This window comes from Streptomyces sp. NPDC014727, from assembly GCF_043083485.1.
In the GTDB taxonomy this organism is placed as follows: domain Bacteria; phylum Actinomycetota; class Actinomycetes; order Streptomycetales; family Streptomycetaceae; genus Streptomyces.
The window spans coordinates 41,231-60,938 of sequence record NZ_JBIBYR010000019.1; the positions used below are offsets into that span (position 1 = coordinate 41,231).

Here is a 19,708-nt window from a genome sequence, read left to right on the forward strand (position 1 = left end):
GCGGAGTTCGGCGATCCGGTCGACCCAGGCCCTTCCGGTGGTGCGTCGGGGACCGGTCGGGCCGTCTTCCCGCGGTTCCCGAATTCGGCGTGTGCGGCGCGCTGTTGGGCAACGTCCATGTCCGCGCGGGGCCGTTCACCGTCCGCCGTACCGAAAACCTGACGGCCGATCGGACGCCGGAGCGAATTCGGCCCGGTGCGGGGTGGGTGAACTCCCCGTACGAAAAGGCGTGTTGATCGCCAACGGGGGCCGAACTGAGTCATGATCGTCTCGAGATGGTCGACACCTCCCCGGGCGATGCCCCCGCACCCCCTGCCGAAGAGCCGCGCGGCTGCCTCTTCGCGCTTTCCCAGCCCCCTCTGATGATCTTCCTCGCGGTGATCGGCAGCTTGCTGCTGATGGCCGCGGTGCATGATCTCTTCATGCTGTGAACGGTCAGCCGGCCGCTTCCTTGCGGCGTGCCCGGTACGCGGCCACATGCAGACGATTACCGCAGGTCCGGCTTGAGCAGTAGCGGCGGGAGCGGTTGCGCGAGAGGTCGACGAAGGCGTGCCGGCAGTCCGGCGCCTCGCAGCGCCGCAGCCGTTCCTGCTCGCCCGCCACCACGATGAAGGCCAGTGCCATGCCGCAGTCGGCCGCGAGGTGATCGGCGATCGAAGCGTCCGGTGCGAAATAGTGCACATGCCAGTCGTAGCCGTCGTGGTTGCTGAGCTGCGGTGTGGTGCCGGCGGCGGCCACGAGGGCGTTGACGAGCGAGGCCGCGGTCCGGGCGTCGTCCGTCGCGAAGATCGCGGCGAAACGCGTGCGCACGTCCCGTACCGCGCGCAGGTCCTTCTCGTGGAGCTCGCCCACGCCGCTGATGCGATGGCGTCGCGCGAAGTCGTACAGCGCTTCGATACCGGCGAGCCCGTCGGCCGGCCCGGCCTCCGGCTGCCCGCTCGCCGGCGGCTCGCTCTCCGGTGCGGTGTTCAGCAGATCGACCACCGTGTCGAGGGCGATCCGGGTGTCGTGGGGGATCAGCACGCTTTCGCTCCCTGGCCTCCGGCGGGCGGGTGTCCGCCGATGCCGGCTGACTCTACTGGCTCGGCGGCGGCGCACAGGGGCCGAGAGGGCCCGTCATGGGCGCTGGGAGCGCTTACCGGCCACCTGGTGGCGCCGTGGGGCCTCAGGGCGTCCGTCCAGGCCCGGAGGGGCTCCCCGGAGCTTCGGGGTGTGCGCCGGTGCGTGGGGTGTGTGCGTACGACCACTGGGCGACGTGCGCCGACGCCGTCACCACGGTGGATTCCGTGATGACGGCGTCGGTGTCAGCCCTATGAGGTTGTCCGCGCGGCGCCGTCTCCCCGAGTCGGACGGCGCCGTGCAGCTCTCGGCCTGGCTCAGCTCTCGGCCAGGATGTGTGAGAGCTCCGTGTCGAGGTCGAAATGTCGATGCTCGGTGCCCGGCGGAACTGCGGCGTCGGTCCGCTTCAGGAACGACTCCAGCGCCCTCGCCGGGGCTTCGAGCAGGGCTTCGCCCTCTGGGGAGCTCAGTGCGATGCAGACGACGCCCTGGCCGTGACTACGGGATGGCCAGACGCGGACGTCTCCGGTGCCGGTGGGCCGGTGCAGCCCCTCGGCAAGGAGGTCACGGGCGAAAACCCATTCGACCGTTTCCTCCGCTCCGGTGTGGAAGGTGGCGTGCACGGCATAAGGATCGGCCGTGTCATACCGCAGGCCCGCGGGTACAGGCAGTGAGGACTCGCTCGACACAACGAGGCGCAGGTGCAGCTCGCAGCTGACCGTGGTGTTCATAAGCGCCAGGGCCTTTCGCTCAGTGTGCGCTCGGGGATTCGCACGTCGGCGAAATCGACATGCCACCTACGGTGGCGTTGTAAACCCCTCTGACCTTTTTGTGTCCCTTCAGGTAGCTCGTACGGCGGTGTGTAACTTTGGGTTATGCGGCCATTCCGGTGACGAAGGCCGTTCCGGTAAGTTGGCTCCCATGAACGCGGAGAGCGACGAGCGGGGCGGGGGCGTCGTACCGGCGAAACCGTTGGCCGCCACGGGGGATGTGACGGAAGGCGTCACGGAGGGCGTGACCAGGGAGGGCCGGGAGCTCGGCTCCCGGGCGCCCGGTTTCATCAAGGCGTCCAGGACGCTGCATCTGAGCTGGCAGGTCGGCGTCTTCGTGGTCGGCCTCGCGGTGGTCGTGGCGGGGATCATCATGCTTCCGCTGCCCGGTCCCGGCTGGCTGGTGATCTTCGGCGGCATGGCGATCTGGGCGACCGAGTTCGTGTGGGCGCAGCTGGTGCTGCGCTGGACGCGGAGAAAGGTCACCGAGGCCGCTCAGAGGGCGCTCGATCCCAAGGTCCGGCGACGCAACATCCTCCTCACCGTGACCGGTCTGGTGATCATCGTGGTGCTGGTGGGGATCTACGTCTGGAAGTTCGGCGTCACCATGCCGTGGAAGATCCACGAGTGACGCGGGCGTGGTCATGGGGCACCGCTGACATGGGGTAATGTTTGGCCTGCGCCCGGGCGATTAGCTCAGTGGGAGAGCGCTTCGTTCACACCGAAGAGGTCACTGGTTCGAACCCAGTATCGCCCACCCGGGACAGAAAGTCCGTGAGACCACAGAGTCTCACGGACTCTCTGCATTTCTTCATCGATTCAATGGCCATGGCCGAGTGCATCGCAGGATTCCACTCTTCGAGAAGAAACATCCGGATATCGGGATCGGAGTGGACTTCCGCGGCCGCCTCGCCGGATCACGGGAATTACCGGAAGGAGTTCGGGCTCCGGACCTCGCCGGGCCATGTTTCCCGACGTCTTCCGGAACTCCACGCATTCGGGCGGGCTGAAAGCGCTGCTGTGTGAATGCCAGGGGCAGGTCGGCCGTGTCTCCGCCGTGTCCGACGCACCTCGCCGGAGGCCTTGACGCCCACCCGCCGGCCCGAGGCCGTCAAGGCCCCGGACCGGCCCTGCGCCACACCGTCAACGCATCCGGCCCAGGGCCTCCTTCAGCCGTCGGGCATCGCGCAGCCGCTGCTCGTACGTCGCGCCGACCACCAGCAGCAGCACCCCGGCCAGCGCGGGCGGCAGCCAGCGCGGCAGCACGCCGACGACCTGGACGACGTACGGCGCGAGTTCGTGCAGAGCGTCCAGGGCCAGCACCGCACCGCCGAGCAGCAGCAGCGCCTGCAGCCGCAGCCGTGCGCCTGCCAGGGTGATCACCAGCGCCGCCACGCCGAGCAGCAGCGGCCGCGACCAGTGCGGATCGGCCCACGCCGTGAAGAGACTCGGTACCAACGTCGCGGCGAGCCCCGCCCCGTACGCCGTCCACGACGACGCCTGCGGATCACGGCGCCGGCGCAGCACGCCGACCGCCAGGGCGGGCACCGTCACGGGGAGGGTGTACGCCTCCGGGACCGACACCCCCGAAGCCGACAGCCGAAGCCAGGCAGCCAGGACGAACAGCACCATCGCCAGAGGGCCGGCCACCGGTCGCCGCTCGGGCCGCACGGCCGTGCCCGCCGCCAGTACTCCGCACAGCGCCAGCACCAGCGCGAGGAACGGCAGGTCCGGCACCGCCATGCCCACCGCCAGCACACCTGCGACGCCGCCGGTCAGCTCGACCGGCAGAGCGGGCGGGCGGCCCCGCAGCCGCGCCCCGAGCAGCACCGTCACCGCGGGGACGACCAGCATGACCGGCGCTGCCCGATACCCGGCGAGCCCCAGCGATTCCCCGACCGCGCGGGCCAGCACCATCGCGCACACCACCGCGCCGCACGCGGGTACCGCCTGCACGAGCTGCGACATCCGCACCGCCTGCGCCGCCCGGACGGCCGGGAGCGGCGGCAACGCCCGCGCCGCCGAAGTCGCGGCGCCGCCGAGCACCACCGCGGCCGCCCCGAACACCACCAGCAGCACCGTGAACGCCGCGTACGTCGCCGCCTCCGTGGCGAGCGACAGCATCCCCGCGCCCGCCGCACAGAGCAGACCGCACACCAGGGCGGTCGCCCCCACCGCGCTCGGACCGCCGCGCAGACCGCGTACCGCGACCGCGAAGACCCCGGCGGCCAGCGCCAACTGCACCGACACAGCAGCGGCGTACGACAACCCCAGTACCGCGGGGAGGGCGGTGAGCCCCGCCCAGCCGAGCGCCACCGCCCCGGCCCCCGTGGCGGCCCGCCACCCGGGGCCCGGCGACAGCACCGGTCCAGCAGCCCGCAGTACCCGCTCCCAGAACCGGTGCACCGCCCCCAGCAGACCGGCCAGCGCCAGCAGCACCACCGGCGCGGAGACCAGATGGGACCAGGCCGGCCCCTCGGCGGCCAGCGCACCTCGGACACCGCCGTCGGGCACCCCCGACCACACCCGGACCAGTTGCGTCACGGTACCGATCAGCGACATGCCGACCGGTGGCAGCGCGGCCAGCACCGCCCCCGCGGTCACCACGGCCGAAGCCCACGTCAGGCCCTGCGCGACCGGGCGCGGCAGCGCAGTGCGCACCGCGGCCGACAGCACCACACCGCACAGGAGGTACACGGGCACCGACCAGACCCAGGTCACCTCGGCACGCAGCACACCGCCCACCGCCGCCACCCCGCACAGCCCGGCCACCAGACCACCGGCCACCGCCTGCGCCGACGGCGCACGCCACGCCCCGAACACCGCGACCGCCGCACCCGCGAGCAACAACGCGCCCGGTGCCGAAGCGGCTTGCACCCCATCGGCGGAGACCGACTGCGCCAGGGCCACCAGCAGCCCCACCAGACCCGTCGCCCAGCCACCGACGCAAGCCGTCACCCGTACCGCAACGCCCCTGCCCCACAACGCGATCGCACAGTCCGACGCGGCCGTCAGCAGCAGCGACCAGCCGAACATCGTGGCGCCCGCACCCGCCGACCACGCCCACAGCAGCAGCGGCAACTGCGCGCTCACCACCGCGAGCGGCAGCGGCAGCCGGAGCCGGTCGAGAAGCAGTCCGTAGGCCGTCCACAGTGCGGCGAGCACCGCCGCGGCGACAGCGGCGAATCCTCGTCCGTCGGCCTCGGGCACGGCCACCCGGTGCAGCGCGTACGCGTCCAGCACCGTCAGCACCGCCGCCAGCGCGGCGAGCGACTCGGCAGTCGAGGAGAGACCGCGCCGCAGCAGCACGGCAGGAGTGGCCAGCGCCGCCACCGTCACCACCGCGAGTACGGCCGAGCGGCCCGCGATCCCCATGTCGCCCCAGCTCACCAGAGTGAACGCGACAGCCGCGACGGTCAGCAGCAGACCGCCCAGAGTGAGCAGCACATTCTGCGCACTGCGCGGCGGTCCGGCCGGTGCGGCAGGGTGTCCGGGCGGAGCCGCGAACGGCGGCGCGGGCGGCGCGGCGGATGGTGCGACCGGGCTCCCGAGCACACTCAGCAGCCAGGCACGACGCATCAGCAACTGGGACCGGCGGGCGTCCAGCCGGGCCAGCTCACGATCGAGGAGCGCCAATTCCTCGGCGGGTGGCGGCACATGTTCCATGGACCGGAGTGTGGCGCCAGCCACAGGACCGGACATGCGCTCGGATACTCAGTTCCCCGGCTGAGTACGAGCAGACTGGGGTCATGGACTGGAGTCACTACCGATTCGTGAGTGTCTGGGACCTGCCCGGACCGCCCGACACCGTGTACGAGATCCTCGGACGCCCCGACGACTACCCGTGCTGGTGGCCGCAGGTCCGTGAGGTCACCTCGGTCGACGACACCACCGGTACCACCCGCATCCGCTCCTTCCTCCCGTACGACCTCGTCATGACCGTCCGCGAACGCCGCCGCGACCCCGCGGCCCGGGTACTCGAAGCGGCCCTCGGTGGGGACCTCGACGGCTGGGCCAGGTGGACGGTCACCACGCGCGATGGCGGCAGCCGGGCCACCTACGAGCAGGAGGTCGAGGTCCGCAGACGGCTGATGCGGTTCCTCGCGGTGCCCGGACGCGCCGTGTTCCGGGCCAACCACGCCCTGATGATGCGTGCCGGACGCCGGGGCCTCACGGCCAGGCTGGAAGCGGTTTGAACCGGACCCGCCGGCCCCTGTATGGTTCAACCCGTTCCCGGGCGATTAGCTCAGTGGGAGAGCGCTTCGTTCACACCGAAGAGGTCACTGGTTCGAACCCAGTATCGCCCACCCGGGAGAGGCCGGTCCGTCAGCAGAATCGACGGACCGGCTTCTGCGTGTCCGGACGCGCAGGCCGCGCCGGTGTCCACCGGCACGCCCGTCCGGTCATGCCGCGGCCGGGAGCTCCGGTCGCAGCGGCCACGCGGGATCCACCGTCTCCGCCGTGCCGTTCTTCGCGAACCACGCCTGGAGGCCCCGCGCCTGCGCCGCGTGCCAGACGGCCTGCAAGGTGTGCAGCTCCGGCGGCGTGAGCCGCTCCAGACGGGACGAGAAGCGCCGGGCCACCGCCCGTACCAGCTCCAGCGACGCCGTCGCGTCGGCCGCCGCATCATGTGCGCCGTCCAGCACCACGCCGTACAGCTCGCAGAGATCGGTGAGGGTCCGCCGCCCCTTGCGGTAGCGGTCCAGATGCTTGTCGAGCACGCGTGGATCCAGCACGCACAGCGGAGCGTTCTGCAGATAGCCGGCGAGCGACGACGCACGATGACGCCTCAGTTCGCGGTCCAGCAGCGTCAGATCGAACGGAGCGTTCATCACGACGAGCGGGCGGCCGGCCGCGCACTGCTCGGTCAGCGCACGGGCCATCTCCTCCATCACCGGCGCAGGCCAACGGCCGTTGCGCTGAAGGTGATCGTCGGTCAGGCCGTGTATCTCGGTCGCCCCGACGGGTACCGGAACCCCCGGATTCACCAGCCAACGGGTGACCCGCACCCGTCCGCCTGCCGTGTCCTGCACGACCAGCGCGGCCGAAACGATCCGGTCCTCCTCGACGTCCACTCCCGTTGTCTCGGTGTCAAAAGCGGCCAGTGGCCCTTCGTACCAGTGAGTCATCCCCGAACTCCTCGTGCCCGAACGGCAGATGGCGTGATTCCCCTGCCCGGTCCGGTGATACCCGCCCTGTTTGCCTGATACGCCGTTTGCGAGCCGTCCCGTGCGGTGACAACACAAGTGACGGGCAAGGAAGTTGCCCGTCGTCCCCGCACCGAGGAACCGATCGGCGCAGCCCGGAAGGCACACGCAGCCATGGCGCTCGCGAAGCCCGAACCGAGCGGGCTGTTGCCCCAGCGGATCGCACCGCTGCGCGGCACACTCGCCACCACCGCCTGCATGGAGACTCTTCAGGTGGGCTACCTGCACGCGGTCGCGGCCGCGGCCGGATGTTCCCTGTCGCAGCCCTTCCCCGACAACGGCATCGACTGGCACGTCAGCCACGGCGCCCCCGGTCATGCCGTGGACGACGAAGTGACCATCAAGGTGCAGCTGAAGAGCACCTACCAGATCCCGCCGCAGCCGCCGGGACCCACGTTCGCCTTCACGCTCGACAACGCACACCTCGTGAAGCTCGCCCGCACCCCCGTCTCGGTGCACAAGATCCTGGTCGTGATGATCGTGCCGCGCAGCCGGGACGACTGGCTGCGCGCCGGACACGACCGGCTCGACCTGCGGCACTGCTGCTACTGGACCAACCTGGCCGGCCACGCGGTGACGGGCCGGCACCGGACCACCGTGCGGATCCCGACCTCGCGCATATTCGACGACCGGGCACTCTGCGAGATCATGACCCGCGTAGGGGCGGGAGGGAGACCCTGATGCACCGGTCGATGGACGAATCCGCCGACGAAACGATCCCGTCGGCCACCCGCCCGCACCCCGGCGAATCCGCGGCACCGTGGCCCAGCTCCTTCCAGCCGCTCGGGTACGTCCCCGACCCCGCCCGTGTCGACCCCGCGGTCCTCGGCGCCCTGCTCGACCGGCACGGCTGGCACCGCCGCGGCGGGGCGACCGGGCGCTACAGCCGCTGGACGCCACCGGGACCACCTGCCCCGCCCGGCGGGGGTACGAGCCTCCTCCTCCCCGACACCACCGCCTTTCCCGACAGCGAGGACCTTCTCGGCGAGGCACTGACCGCGCTCGCCCGCAGCGCCGCCCCCTCCGCCCGCGAGGTCCTGATCTCCCTCGCCGTACCCAGCGACGAGATCCGCTGGTGGCGCGAGGCCCCCGAACCGGTCGGGGGAGTGGCCGCAGCGGCCAGCTGGACGGGCGCGGAACAACTGCGCACCGCCGCCCGGCAGGTCCTGCTCGCCGGAGCTCTGGCCGTGCGGGGACGCACGGGCTACCACGGGGCGCGCCACCGCCGCCGGGCGCGCGCGGCCCTCGAAGGCGTCCTCGTCGGACCCGTGTCCGACGGGCGCGACCTCACCGCGTTCGTCCCCGTGGAACCGGGCCGCGCCGTCGCCGTACGGCTCCACCACGCCTTGCACGCCACGCGTGACGCCGTGGACTACCAGCGGGCCACCGGGGGGCTCGAAGCCTTCGACGCCGCCGTCGGGGCGGGCGTCAGCCGGGAACTCACCGAGGCACTCATCACACTCGTCCGGGGCTCGGAAGGGGCCGGCGTCGCGCTGGAATGGGCACCCGTCGCCGGAACTCCCGAGGGCTGCCCGGTCCGCCCCGGGCCGGTGGAATTCACCCCGGGGGACCTGCCCGCCCTGCGCCTGGCGGGCGCCCGCTACCTGAGGGAGGAACCCGCGGTGACGGTACGGATCACCGGCGCCGTCGTCAGGCTGCGCCGCTCGGGACCGCGTGGCGCCGGAGTCGTGCGGCTGCGAGTGCTGGCCGGCGCCGAGGTACCGCACGTACGGCTGGAGCTGGACGAGGAGGCGTACCGGATCGCCGGCCACGCCCACCTGGTCGGGCTGCCGGTCCGGGTGGAGGGCAGGCTGGAGAGCCGCGGCGGCTTCCGGCGGCTGACCAGGGCCTCGCAGGTGGTGCCCGTGCAGGTGGACGAGGCGGAACGGGACCGGCTGATGAAGTCGCTCCAGGAGAACGTCGACCATTTCGAGGAGGCCTGCACCGGCGAACAGTGACGTGGGTGCGTGCCGCGGGGGAGCGAGGGGCCTTCGCGGCTCGACCGTTTCGCAGAGGGGGCCCGCGGCTCGGTACGATTCGTATCGCACGCGCACCACGCATGGCGTGCGTACCCCCTGAGTCAGGAGAGACCGGTGTCAGACGTCCGTGTGATCATCCAACGCGATTCCGAGCGGGAAGAGCGCGTGGTGACGACGGGCACTACGGCTGCCGAGCTCTTCCCCGGCGAGCGCACCGTCGTCGCCGCCCGGGTCGCCGGCGAGCTGAAGGACCTCGCGTACGCCGTCGCCGACGGAGAGGTCGTCGAGCCCGTGGAGATCTCCTCCGAGGACGGCCTGAACATCCTCCGGCACTCCACCGCGCACGTCATGGCGCAGGCCGTGCAGGAGCTCTTCCCCGAGGCCAAGCTGGGCATCGGTCCGCCGGTCAAGGACGGCTTCTACTACGACTTCGACGTCGAGAAGCCGTTCACTCCCGAGGACCTCAAGGCCATCGAGAAGAAGATGCAGGAGATCCAGAAGCGGGGACAGAGGTTCTCCCGCCGGGTCGTGACGGACGAGGCCGCCCGCGAGGAGCTGGCCGACGAGCCGTACAAGCTGGAACTCATCGGTATCAAGGGCTCCGACTCCGTCGAGAACGCCGGCGACGGCGCGGACGTCGAGGTGGGCGGCGGCGAGCTGACCATCTACGACAACCTCGACCCGAAGAGCGGCGAGCTGTGCTGGAAGGACCTCTGCCGAGGTCCGCACCTGCCGACCACCCGGAACATCCCGGCGTTCAAGCTGATGCGGAACGCCGCGGCGTACTGGCGGGGCAGCGAGAAGAACCCCATGCTGCAGCGCATCTACGGCACCGCGTGGCCCACCAAGGACGAGCTCAAGGCGCACCTGGAGTTCCTGGAGGAGGCCGCCAAGCGCGACCACCGCAAGCTCGGCAACGAGCTGGACCTCTTCTCCTTCCCGGACGAGATCGGCCCCGGTCTCGCGGTCTTCCACCCCAAGGGCGGCATCATCCGCCGCGCCATGGAGGACTACTCGCGCCGGCGTCACGAGGAGGAGGGCTACGAGTTCGTCTACTCCCCGCACGCCACCAAGGGCAAGCTCTTCGAGAAGTCCGGTCACCTGGACTGGTACGCCGACGGCATGTACCCGCCCATGCAGCTCGACGACGGGGTGGACTACTACCTCAAGCCGATGAACTGCCCGATGCACAACCTGATCTTCGACGCGCGCGGACGCTCGTACCGTGAACTGCCGCTGCGCCTCTTCGAGTTCGGCACGGTGTACCGCTACGAGAAGTCCGGCGTGGTGCACGGTCTCACCCGCTCGCGCGGCTTCACGCAGGACGACGCGCACATCTACTGCACCAGGGAGCAGATGGCGGAGGAGCTCGACCGGACGCTCACCTTCGTCCTGAACCTGCTCCGCGACTACGGTCTGACCGACTTTTACCTGGAGCTCTCCACCAAGGACCCGGAGAAGTTCGTCGGCTCGGACGAGGTGTGGGAGGAGGCGACCGAGACACTGCGCCAGGTCGCCGAGAAGCAGGGTCTGCCGCTGGTCCCGGACCCGGGCGGCGCCGCGTTCTACGGCCCGAAGATCTCGGTGCAGTGCAAGGACGCCATCGGCCGCACCTGGCAGATGTCGACCGTGCAGCTCGACTTCAACCTGCCGGAGCGCTTCGACCTGGAGTACACCGGCCCGGACGGCACCAAGCAGCGCCCGGTCATGATCCACCGCGCCCTGTTCGGTTCCATCGAGCGCTTCTTCGCGGTGCTCCTGGAGCACTACGCGGGTGCGTTCCCGGTCTGGCTGGCCCCGGTCCAGGCGGTCGGCATCCCGATCGGCGACGCGCACATCCCGTACCTTCAGGACTTCGCGGCCAAGGCCCGGAAGAAGGGGCTCCGGGTGGAGGTGGACGCCTCCTCCGACCGGATGCAGAAGAAGATCCGCAACCAGCAGAAGGCCAAGGTGCCCTTCATGATCATCGCGGGCGACGAGGACATGGCCAACGGCGCCGTCTCCTTCCGCTACCGCGACGGATCGCAGGAGAACGGCATCCCCGTCGAGGACGCCCTCGCCAAGATCCAGCAGGCCGTCGAGGACCGCGTCCAGGTCTGACGGCCGCCGAGCCCGGATCCGACCGGCGCGGAGTCCGGGCCCGACGGGAACGGAGTCGGAGGCCCTCGGAGAGCTACTGGCCCTCCGAGGGCCTCTTCTCGTCCTCCCGTCTGAACACATGCAACAGCCACGACGAGAACGAACCGGTCACCGCGCCCAGCAGCCCCAGCCCGCAGGCCATCAGCCACGCCGCGACGGTGCGGCCGCTCGGTGTGACCGGCACCGTGTCCCCGTACCCCACCGTCGTGAGCGTCTCGCACGCCCACCACACCGCGTCACCGAAGGTACGGATCGAGGCCCCCTCCGCCAGGTGTTCCTCGTGGTACACGGCGAGTGCGGCGGAGAAGCCGAGCAGCAGAGCGGACGCACTCGCGTAGGCGATCACGCGGGCGTACAGGCTCAGCCTCGGCTGTTCCCTGCGGCGCTGGACCGCGGTGTAGACCCGGATCAGGCGCAGCGGCCGCAGCAGGGGGAGCAGCAGGACCAGCGTGTCCAGCCAGTGCACCCGCAGGAAGCGGTGGCCGAGCCCGCTGAGGCGGAGCCGCACGACGTAGTCCGCGGCGAAGAGCAGCCAGGTGGCGCAGACCAGGGCAAGGGCGAGGCCGCGCCAGGGCTCCGCGCCGTGGGGAGCCAGCACGCGGACCGCGTATCCGAGCAGGAAGAGCAGCGAGGCGCCGAAGAGCGGCAATTCCGTGCGCTGCTCCCAGCGCCTGAAACGAAGAGGGGCGGATTCGGCGGGCTGGTCGCTCATCGTCTCAGCATTGCCGGGCTCCGACGGGTGCGGCCCCGGCGACACGCTGCCGGGGGCTGAAGCAATATGCTGATCGGCATGACGAGTGAGCCGGAGCAGCAGATCGGAGTGGGGACGCCCGACGCGTTCCAGCGCCTGTGGACGCCCCACCGGATGGCGTACATCCAGGGCGAGAACAAGCCGACCGGTCCGGAGGCCGGCGACGGCTGCCCATTCTGCGCGATCCCGTCGAAATCGGATGAGGACGGGCTTGTCGTCGCGCGCGGCGAGAAGGTGTACGCCGTGCTCAACCTGTATCCGTACAACGGTGGGCATCTGATGGTCGTCCCGTACCGGCACGTCGCCGACTACACCGAGCTGGACGGTCCGGAGACCATGGAACTCGCCGATTTCACCAAGCGGGCGATGGTGGCCCTGCGGGCGGCATCGGGCGCGCACGGGTTCAACATCGGGCTGAACCAGGGGGCTTCCGCGGGAGCGGGTATCGCCGCGCACCTGCACCAGCACCTGGTGCCGCGCTGGGGCGGCGACACCAACTTCATGCCGGTGATCGGGCATACGAAGGTGCTGCCGCAGCTGCTCGCCGATACGCGCACGATGCTGGCCGACGTCTGGCCCGCGGCCTGATCCGAGCTGTCGTTCCCGCGTGGGCGCCCCGCCGGTGCCGGGGCGCCCACGCGCGTCTACGCGTCGTACAGGTCGGCCTTGCGCGGGGTCGGGTCCTGCACGGCTCCGCTCAGAATCATCGAGCGGTTGTCGAAGCGTTCGGTGTCGACGCCGTTCTCCTCCAGGACGCGCAGGGCAGCGGTGTGCACGGCGCGCAGGACGGGAGTGGCGGCACGCATCGCGTCATCGGCCATGAAGCGGTGGCGCCACGGCTTCTCGGCCCAGGCGTGACGCAGACCGAACGGCTCGGGCAGGGCGATCTTGCCGCCTAGGTAGTCGAGGAGCGGCGGGTACCAGGTGAACGGGGCGCGCAGGGCCAGGCGGACGACCTCGCGGGGTTCGACCAGCGCGAGGGTGATGTCGCGGGTCTCCCAGAACCGGACGGTCTTGTTGACCGTCTTCGTCTTCGCCGACGGCTTGCTGGTGAAGAGCGAGTGGACCGGTCCGAGCGCGTGCCCGGTGACCTCGATGCGCAGGGTTTCGTAGAGCACGGTGACCGTGATCATCATGGTGATGACCAACTGACCGTCCCAGAGCGTGAACTGAACGCCCAAGTAGTGCCGGTCCCCGCCGCCGAACTGCTGGTGGTTGCAGATCCGCTGTATCTCGTGCGGCTTGACCTGGAAGGTGGCGACGTCCTCACCGTCGGGGCGGGAGATCGAGTCGGCGTTCTCGCCGACGGGTGACACGATCCAGTGCGTGACCGACGGAGTGGGAAATCCTCCGGTGTTCAGCGGGCCGCGCTCCAGCACCTTGAGCTGGTCGTGGATGGCCCGTATCAGGTCCCAGCTGCGGAACTGGTGGAATTCCTTGCCGGGCTCCTTGGAGACGAGCTCCTCGGCGAGCTGCCAGCTGCCCCAGCGGGTGCCCATGCCGAGGATTCCTTTGGGACCCGCGTAGAAGACCGAGTTGGACTGCTGCTCGGCGGAGAGCTTCTCCAGGCCCTGGCGCAGTGCCTCGCGGGCGGTCTCGTTCGGGTTCTTGGGAACGGCCTCGGGGATCTTGGCGATGACGCCGCCGCCGGAGAGCAGCCCTTCCCAGCGGGCGCGCATGTCCTTGGCGGAGGACTCGGCGATCCGCTTGGCGAGGAGCCAGCCGACGACGGGGGCAAGGATCATCGCCCGCGCGTAGATCGCCAGGAATCCGGTGAGCGGCAGCTTGATCAGGAAGAACAGGGCCACGATGCCGACGACCGGGAGCAGGGCGTTGCCCAGGGCGGCGAGGGCCTTGTCCTTGGTGCCGCTGAGCCCGTCGCGCAGCCGGAAGGTGATGACCCACAGGAGCATTCCGGGCAGGAAGAGAAAGCCGAACAGGGCGGTGATGGCGGTCAGTTTGGCATCGCGTGCCCTGCGGAGGCGGGTCGCGGACAGACAGTGCTCGACCACCGTCTGCGGGTCGGTCCCGAAGGACTGGACGAGAGCCTTCCGGGCGCCGCCCAGCATCCGCTCCTGGACGGCGCGGGAGAACGCCTCACCGAGATTGGGCTTGAAGTAGTCGGACTTCAGGAATTTGGAACGGCCCGCCTTCACTTCGGACTTGTGCCACTCGCTGTTGGCGTCAAGGATCTGCTCCACCGGGCTGTCGCGGTACGCCGCCGAGGCGAGTGCGTTCGTCGCCACCGCCTGTCCGCCCGAACCCTGGATCGGGATCTGCGCTCCCGGAGAGAAATCGAATCCGTCGTTGGCCACTGTCGCCCCCACTCGCCGCCGAGCATCTGCTCCTGCGGCTGTTTCCCAACTGCCGTGCCCGGCACACCTTCTGAGCTGGGACCACAGCGTATCGTCCGGATCAATGCGCTGTCCGCCCTTGTGGACAAGGGCGGACAGCACAGTCGATTATGCGTCGTTCGGGTTGTTCTGCTGCTGTTCGCGGATGCGTTCCGCGAGCTGTGGAGGCATGGCCTCATGCCGGGCGTACGCCCGGTCGAACCGGCCGGCGCCATGGGACAGGGAGCGCAGGTCGATCGCGTAGCGGCCGATCTCCAGTTCGGGCACCTCGGCCCGCACGAGGGTGCGTCCGGCGCCGGACTGCTCGGTCCCGATCACCCTGCCGCGCCGCCCCGACAGATCGCTCATCACCGGCCCCACGTAGTCGTCCGGGACCAGGACCTGGACCTCGGCGACGGGTTCGAGGAGCTGGATGCGGGTGTCCGCGGCCGCTTCGCGCAGGGCCAGCGCGCCCGCCGTCTGGAACGCGGCGTCGGAGGAATCCACCGAGTGGGACTTCCCGTCCCGCAGGGTGACGCGTACGTCGACGAGCGGGTGTCCCGCCGCCACTCCGCGGGCGGCCTGGGCGCGCACGCCCTTCTCGACGGAGGGGATGAACTGGCGCGGCACCGCCCCGCCGACCACCTTGTCGACGAATTCGATGCCCGAGCCCGGCGGCAGCGGTTCCACGTCGATCTCGCAGATGGCGTACTGACCGTGGCCGCCGGACTGTTTCACATGCCGGCCGCGCCCGGTCGAGGGGGCTGCGAAGGTTTCGCGGAGCGACACCTTGTGGGGTACGGCGTCGACCTGGACGCCGTAGCGGCTGCGCAGCCGGTCCAGGGCCACGTCCTGATGGGCCTCGCCGAGGCACCACAGAACCACCTGATGGGTGTCCTGGTTCTGTTCGAGGCGCATGGTCGGGTCCTCGGCGACGAGCCGCGAGAGTCCCTGGGAGAGCTTGTCCTCGTCGGCCTTGCTGTGTGCCTCGATGGCGAGCGGCAGCAGCGGGTCGGGCGTCGTCCACGGGTCCATCAGCAGCGGCCGGTCCTTGGCGGAGAGGGTGTCCCCGGTCTCGGCGTCGCCCAGTTTGGCGACGCAGGCCAGATCGCCGGCGATGCATGCCGTGAGGGGACGCTGCTGTTTGCCGAAGGGCGAGGAGAGCGCGCCGACACGCACCTCCGCCTCGTGGAAGGGCCGGGGCTCGTGACCGGGAGCGGTGAGGCCGTGCCCGAAGACGTGGACGGTTTCGTCGGGACGCAGGGTGCCGGAGAAGACGCGGACGAGGGAGACCCGGCCGACGTACGGGTCGGAGGCGGTCTTGACGACCTCGGCGAGCAGCGGGCCCCGCGGGTCGCAGGTCAGGACGGGCCGAGGGGCCCCGTGCAGGGGGGTCACCTCGGGCAGCGGTCGCTCCAGCGGGGTGGGGAAGCCGCCGGTGATCAGGTCCAGCAGTTCGACCGTGCCGATGCCCTGGCGGGCGCCCTCGGCGGCGGGGGCCGCGGTGAGCACGGGGTGGAAGGCGCCGCGGGCGACGGCGCGTTCCAGATCGTCGACGAGTGTCTCGATGTCGATCTGTGCCCCGTCGAGGTAGCGGTCCATCAGGGTCTCGTCCTCGCTCTCCGCGATGATTCCCTCGATGAGCCGGTTGCGGGCCTCCTGGAGCCGGGGCTGCTGGGCGTCGGCGGGCGGGTTCTCCCGTCGCTCGCCCGAGGAGTAGTCGAAGATCCGTTGGGTGAGCAGTCCGGTGAGCCCGGTGAGCGGCGCGTGCCCGTCAGGGCCTTCGGGGCCGAGGACGGGCAGATAGAGCGGGAGGACGGCGTCGGGGTCGTCGCCGCCGAAGATCTCTCCGCAGACCCGGGTCATCTCGTCGAACGAGGTGCGTGCCGTGTCGAGGTGGGTGACGACGATCGCCCGGGGCATGCCCACGGCGGCGCACTCCTCCCACACGGCGCGGGTGGCGCCCGCCACGGCGTCGGCCTCCTGTGCGGCGGACACGACGAACAGGGCCGCGTCCGCCGCCCGCAGACCGGCCCTGAGTTCCCCGACGAAATCGGCGTACCCGGGGGTGTCCAGCAGATTGATCTTGTACCCGGCCCATTCGACGGGCACCAGGGAGAGCTGTACGGAACGCTGCTGGCGATGTTCGATCTCGTCGAAGTCGGAGACCGTGGCGCCGTCCTCGACGCGGCCGGCCCGGTTGACCGCCCCCGCGGTCAGCGCGAGGGCCTCGACGAGGGTGGTCTTGCCGGAGCCGCTGTGGCCGACCAGCACCACATTCCGTACGGATGAGGGCCGGTCGGCCGTCGCTGCCCTGCCGGCGGCCCCGGTGTGTGCGTGTGTCCTGTCGCCCATGATGCGTGCCTCCCAGTGAGTGGCGCGGAGCGGGAAGAAGAACCGGCGCGGTGGGGGAGAAGGTGCTCGGGCACGGCGAGCCGCCGCGGCGGCTGCGGCGACGCCCGCGGTAATTCGAGCTTTCCACTCAGGCCGGATTGCGTCCATACGTCGCGCCCCGCCGCGCGAGGCCGGGTGCCCGGACGGTGGAGTCCGGCGGGCGTGACTACGATGGGCCAGCCGGTGGCCGAAGGGGCCGCTCGGCCCACCGACCCTCGGGAAGGCCATGCTGAACAAGTACGCGCGTGCATTTTTCACGCGTGTCCTCACACCGTTCGCCGCACTGTTGCTCCGTCTCGGCGTGAGCCCTGACGCGGTCACTCTGATCGGTACGGCCGGGGTGATGGCAGGTGCGCTGGTCTTCTTCCCGATGGGAGAGTTCTTCTGGGGCACGATCGTCATCACGATCTTCGTGTTCTCCGACCTCGTCGACGGCAACATGGCCCGGCAGGCCGGCATCTCCAGCCGTTGGGGCGCGTTCCTGGACTCGACCCTGGACCGGGTCGCCGACGGCGCGATCTTCGGCGGGTTCGCGCTCTGGTACGCGGGCAAGGGCGACGACAACGTCCTGTGCGCGGTCGCGATCTTCTGCCTGGCGAGCGGCCAGGTGGTCTCGTACACGAAGGCGCGCGGCGAGTCGATCGGGCTGCCGGTCGCGGTCAACGGGCTCGTGGAGCGCGCCGAGCGGCTGGTGATCTCGCTGGTCGCCGCCGGATTCGCCGGTCTGCACAAGTTCGGCGTCCCGGGGATCCAGATCCTGCTGCCGATCGCGCTGTGGATCGTCGCCGCGGGAAGTCTGGTGACGCTGGTGCAGCGGGTCGTGACCGTACGTCGCGAGTCCGCGGAGGCCGATGCGGCCGATGCGGCCAAGGCCGCAGCCGCGGACCGGGGGAGCGGGGCCGCGCAGTGAGCAGCGCACCGGGCGAGGCACGGACCGGCCTGCGGGACCGGCTGACCGACGGGCTGTACGGGCTCGGCTGGGCCGCCGTGAAGAAGCTCCCCGAACCGGCCGCCCGCGCTCTCTTCCGCACCATCGCCGACCAGGCGTGGAAGCGCCGGGGCAAGGGCGTGCTGCGGCTGGAGTCGAATCTGGCGCGGGTCGTGCCCGGGGCGTCCCCGGCCCGGCTCGCCGCGCTCTCCAAGGCCGGGATGCGCTCGTACATGCGCTACTGGATGGAGTCGTTCCGGCTGCCCACCTGGAGTCCGGAACGGATCAAGGCGTCCATACACGTGACGGACGCCTACCGGCTGACCGACGGGATGGACGCGGGCCGCGGTGTCATCCTCGCCCTCCCGCACCTGGGGAACTGGGACCTCGCGGGAGCCTGGGTCACCACCGACCTCAAGGTGCCCTTCACCACGGTCGCGGAGCGGCTCAAGCCCGAGACGCTGTACGACCGGTTCGTGGCCTACCGCGAGGGGCTCGGCATGGAGGTCCTGCCGCACAGCGGCGGCGCGGCATTCGGCACCCTGGCACGGCGGCTGCGCGCGGGCGGCCTGGTCTGTCTGGTCGCCGACCGTGATCTGTCGGCGTCCGGCGTCGAGGTGACGTTCTTCGGCGACACCGCGCGGATGCCTGCGGGACCGGCGCTGCTGGCCCAGCAGACCGGGGCCCTGCTCCTGCCGGTCACACTCAGTTATGACGACACCCCCGTGATGAAGGCACGCATCCATCCGCCGGTCGAGGTGCCGGAGTCAGGCAGTCGTACGGAGGCGACGTCCTCGATGACACAGGCGCTGGCCGATGCCTTCGCCGTCGGGATCGCCGAACATCCGGAGGACTGGCACATGCTGCAGCGGCTCTGGTCGGCCGACCTGGAGAACCGGGAGGACCGGCCTTGAAGATCGGCATCGTGTGCCCGTACTCCTGGGACGTCCCGGGCGGCGTGCAGTTCCACATCCGGGACCTGGCCGAACATCTGATCCGTCTGGGACATCAGGTGTCGGTGCTGGCACCCGCCGACGACGAGACGCCGCTGCCGCCCTACGTGGTCTCGGCCGGCCGGGCCGTGCCCGTCCCGTACAACGGCTCCGTGGCCCGGCTGAACTTCGGCTTCCTCTCGGCCGCCCGGGTGCGTCGCTGGCTGCATGACGGCACCTTCGACGTGATCCACATCCACGAGCCGACCTCTCCTTCGCTGGGCCTGCTCGCCTGCTGGGCCGCGCAGGGGCCGATCGTCGCCACCTTCCACACCTCCAACCCGCGCTCCCGGGCCATGATCGCCGCGTACCCGATCCTGCAGCCCGCGCTGGAGAAGATCAGCGCGCGGATCGCGGTGAGCGAGTACGCGCGCCGGACCCTGGTCGAGCACCTGGGCGGCGACGCGGTCGTCATCCCCAACGGGGTCGACGTCGACTTCTTCGCCACGGCCGAACCCAAGGCCGAGTGGCAGTCGGCGAGGGCGCGAGGCCCGGTCGAGGGAGGTGGCGGGAGCAGGGAGAGCGGCACGATCGGTTTCATCGGGCGCATCGACGAGCCGCGCAAGGGCCTGCCCGTCCTGATGCGGGCGCTGCCCGCGATCCTCACCGCACGCCCGGACACCCGGCTGCTGGTGGCGGGCCGCGGCGACGAGGAGGAGGCCGTCGCCTCGCTGCCCGAGGAGATGCGAGGACGCGTCGAATTCCTCGGCATGGTGAGCGACGAGGACAAGGCACGGCTGCTGCGCAGCGTCGATGTGTACGTCGCGCCCAACACGGGCGGAGAGAGCTTCGGCATCATCCTGGTCGAGGCGATGTCGGCCGGCGCACCGGTCCTCGCGAGCGATCTGGACGCGTTCGCGCAGGTCCTGGACCTGGGCTCGGCGGGCGAACTCTTCGCCAACGAGGACGCCGAGGCGTTGGCGGCGGCGGCGATCCGGCTGCTCGGCGACCCGGAGCGGCGTGCCGAACTGCGTGAGCGGGGCGCGGCGCACGTGCGGCGCTTCGACTGGTCGACGGTCGGCGCGGACATCCTCGCCGTGTACGAGACGGTGACGGACGGAGCGGCATCGGTGGCGGCCGACGAGCGCACGGGTCTGCGGGCACGCTTCGGACTGGCGCGGGACTAGGGCCTCTCGTCCGGATCACGCCGGGCTCG

The 19,708-nt window shown here is 70.7% G+C and carries 17 protein-coding genes and 2 tRNA genes; 12 read left to right on the forward strand and 7 right to left on the reverse strand.

Features of this window, described 5'->3' with window-relative positions:
• The first annotated feature begins 275 nt into the window (after positions 1–275).
• Positions 276–431, forward strand: a complete 156-nt coding sequence (locus tag ACF1B9_RS26460) for a hypothetical protein (RefSeq protein WP_351074278.1) — start codon at positions 276–278, stop codon at positions 429–431.
• A gap of 4 nt (positions 432–435) precedes the next feature.
• Here the strand turns inward: ACF1B9_RS26460 and ACF1B9_RS26465 are convergent, their stop codons facing one another.
• On the reverse strand, positions 436–1,023 hold the full coding sequence (locus ACF1B9_RS26465; protein ID WP_376218154.1) for a CGNR zinc finger domain-containing protein: 588 nt from the start codon (positions 1,021–1,023) through the stop codon (positions 436–438).
• Between the two features lie 353 nt (positions 1,024–1,376).
• Positions 1,377–1,790, reverse strand: coding sequence for an SsgA family sporulation/cell division regulator (locus tag ACF1B9_RS26470; RefSeq protein ID WP_003959770.1), 414 nt, complete (start codon positions 1,788–1,790; stop codon positions 1,377–1,379).
• Between the two features lie 190 nt (positions 1,791–1,980).
• Here ACF1B9_RS26470 and ACF1B9_RS26475 point away from each other — a divergent pair, with 190 nt between their 5' ends.
• Together ACF1B9_RS26475 and ACF1B9_RS26480 are read left to right on the forward strand one after the other, a co-directional pair.
• A complete protein-coding gene (locus tag ACF1B9_RS26475) occupies positions 1,981–2,460 on the forward strand; it encodes a TIGR02611 family protein (protein WP_391740217.1) in 480 nt (159 codons plus the stop codon).
• 54 nt (positions 2,461–2,514) lie between these two features.
• Positions 2,515–2,586 (forward strand) — tRNA-Val (locus ACF1B9_RS26480).
• A 386-nt stretch (positions 2,587–2,972) separates the two neighbouring features.
• On the opposite strand, the gene ACF1B9_RS26485 is transcribed toward ACF1B9_RS26480, so the two are convergent.
• The gene (locus ACF1B9_RS26485) at positions 2,973–5,495 is read right to left on the reverse strand and encodes an SCO7613 C-terminal domain-containing membrane protein (protein ID WP_391740216.1); all 2,523 of its coding nucleotides are present in this window, start codon (positions 5,493–5,495) and stop codon (positions 2,973–2,975) included.
• A gap of 83 nt (positions 5,496–5,578) precedes the next feature.
• On the opposite strand from ACF1B9_RS26485, the gene ACF1B9_RS26490 reads away from it, so the two are divergent.
• Complete coding sequence (locus ACF1B9_RS26490; RefSeq protein ID WP_391740215.1) at positions 5,579–6,025, forward strand: SRPBCC family protein; 447 nt, start codon at positions 5,579–5,581, stop codon at positions 6,023–6,025.
• A gap of 39 nt (positions 6,026–6,064) precedes the next feature.
• A tRNA-Val gene (locus ACF1B9_RS26495) sits at positions 6,065–6,136 on the forward strand.
• 96 nt (positions 6,137–6,232) lie between these two features.
• Here ACF1B9_RS26495 and ACF1B9_RS26500 read toward each other — a convergent pair.
• A complete protein-coding gene (locus ACF1B9_RS26500; RefSeq protein ID WP_391740214.1) occupies positions 6,233–6,958 on the reverse strand; it encodes a 3'-5' exonuclease in 726 nt (241 codons plus the stop codon).
• A 192-nt stretch (positions 6,959–7,150) separates the two neighbouring features.
• Here ACF1B9_RS26500 and ACF1B9_RS26505 point away from each other — a divergent pair, with 192 nt between their 5' ends.
• The 3 genes from ACF1B9_RS26505 (at position 7,151) to thrS (ending at position 11,115) form a co-directional block, all read left to right on the forward strand.
• A complete protein-coding gene (locus ACF1B9_RS26505) occupies positions 7,151–7,717 on the forward strand; it encodes a DUF4365 domain-containing protein (RefSeq protein ID WP_376280500.1) in 567 nt (188 codons plus the stop codon).
• On the forward strand, positions 7,717–8,994 hold the full coding sequence (locus ACF1B9_RS26510) for a hypothetical protein (RefSeq protein ID WP_391740213.1): 1,278 nt from the start codon (positions 7,717–7,719) through the stop codon (positions 8,992–8,994). The genes ACF1B9_RS26505 and ACF1B9_RS26510 overlap by 1 nt, the downstream gene beginning before the upstream one ends.
• A gap of 135 nt (positions 8,995–9,129) precedes the next feature.
• Positions 9,130–11,115, forward strand: coding sequence for a threonine--tRNA ligase (thrS, locus tag ACF1B9_RS26515; protein WP_391740212.1), 1,986 nt, complete (start codon positions 9,130–9,132; stop codon positions 11,113–11,115).
• A gap of 73 nt (positions 11,116–11,188) precedes the next feature.
• On the opposite strand, the gene ACF1B9_RS26520 is transcribed toward thrS, so the two are convergent.
• Entirely contained in the window at positions 11,189–11,866 is a 678-nt protein-coding gene (locus ACF1B9_RS26520) for a potassium channel family protein (RefSeq protein WP_391740211.1), read from the reverse strand.
• Positions 11,867–11,932: 66 nt separating this feature from the next.
• On the opposite strand from ACF1B9_RS26520, the gene ACF1B9_RS26525 reads away from it, so the two are divergent.
• On the forward strand, positions 11,933–12,493 hold the full coding sequence (locus ACF1B9_RS26525; RefSeq protein WP_391740210.1) for an HIT family protein: 561 nt from the start codon (positions 11,933–11,935) through the stop codon (positions 12,491–12,493).
• 56 nt (positions 12,494–12,549) lie between these two features.
• On the opposite strand, the gene ACF1B9_RS26530 is transcribed toward ACF1B9_RS26525, so the two are convergent.
• Both ACF1B9_RS26530 and ACF1B9_RS26535 read right to left on the reverse strand, forming a co-directional pair.
• The gene (locus ACF1B9_RS26530) at positions 12,550–14,220 is read right to left on the reverse strand and encodes a hypothetical protein (protein ID WP_391740209.1); all 1,671 of its coding nucleotides are present in this window, start codon (positions 14,218–14,220) and stop codon (positions 12,550–12,552) included.
• A gap of 147 nt (positions 14,221–14,367) precedes the next feature.
• Complete coding sequence (locus ACF1B9_RS26535; RefSeq protein ID WP_391740207.1) at positions 14,368–16,593, reverse strand: elongation factor G-like protein EF-G2; 2,226 nt, start codon at positions 16,591–16,593, stop codon at positions 14,368–14,370.
• A gap of 265 nt (positions 16,594–16,858) precedes the next feature.
• Between ACF1B9_RS26535 and pgsA the strand changes: the two genes are divergently transcribed.
• Genes pgsA through ACF1B9_RS26550 form a run of 3 tightly spaced genes read left to right on the forward strand, consistent with a single transcriptional unit; the run spans position 16,859 to position 19,679 of the window.
• A complete protein-coding gene (pgsA, locus tag ACF1B9_RS26540; RefSeq protein ID WP_361444379.1) occupies positions 16,859–17,542 on the forward strand; it encodes a phosphatidylinositol phosphate synthase in 684 nt (227 codons plus the stop codon).
• A complete protein-coding gene (locus ACF1B9_RS26545) occupies positions 17,539–18,474 on the forward strand; it encodes a phosphatidylinositol mannoside acyltransferase (RefSeq protein ID WP_391740205.1) in 936 nt (311 codons plus the stop codon). Before pgsA ends, ACF1B9_RS26545 begins: the two co-directional genes overlap by 4 nt.
• Complete coding sequence (locus ACF1B9_RS26550) at positions 18,471–19,679, forward strand: glycosyltransferase family 4 protein (protein ID WP_391740203.1); 1,209 nt, start codon at positions 18,471–18,473, stop codon at positions 19,677–19,679. The genes ACF1B9_RS26545 and ACF1B9_RS26550 overlap by 4 nt, the downstream gene beginning before the upstream one ends.
• Positions 19,680–19,708 lie beyond the last annotated feature (29 nt).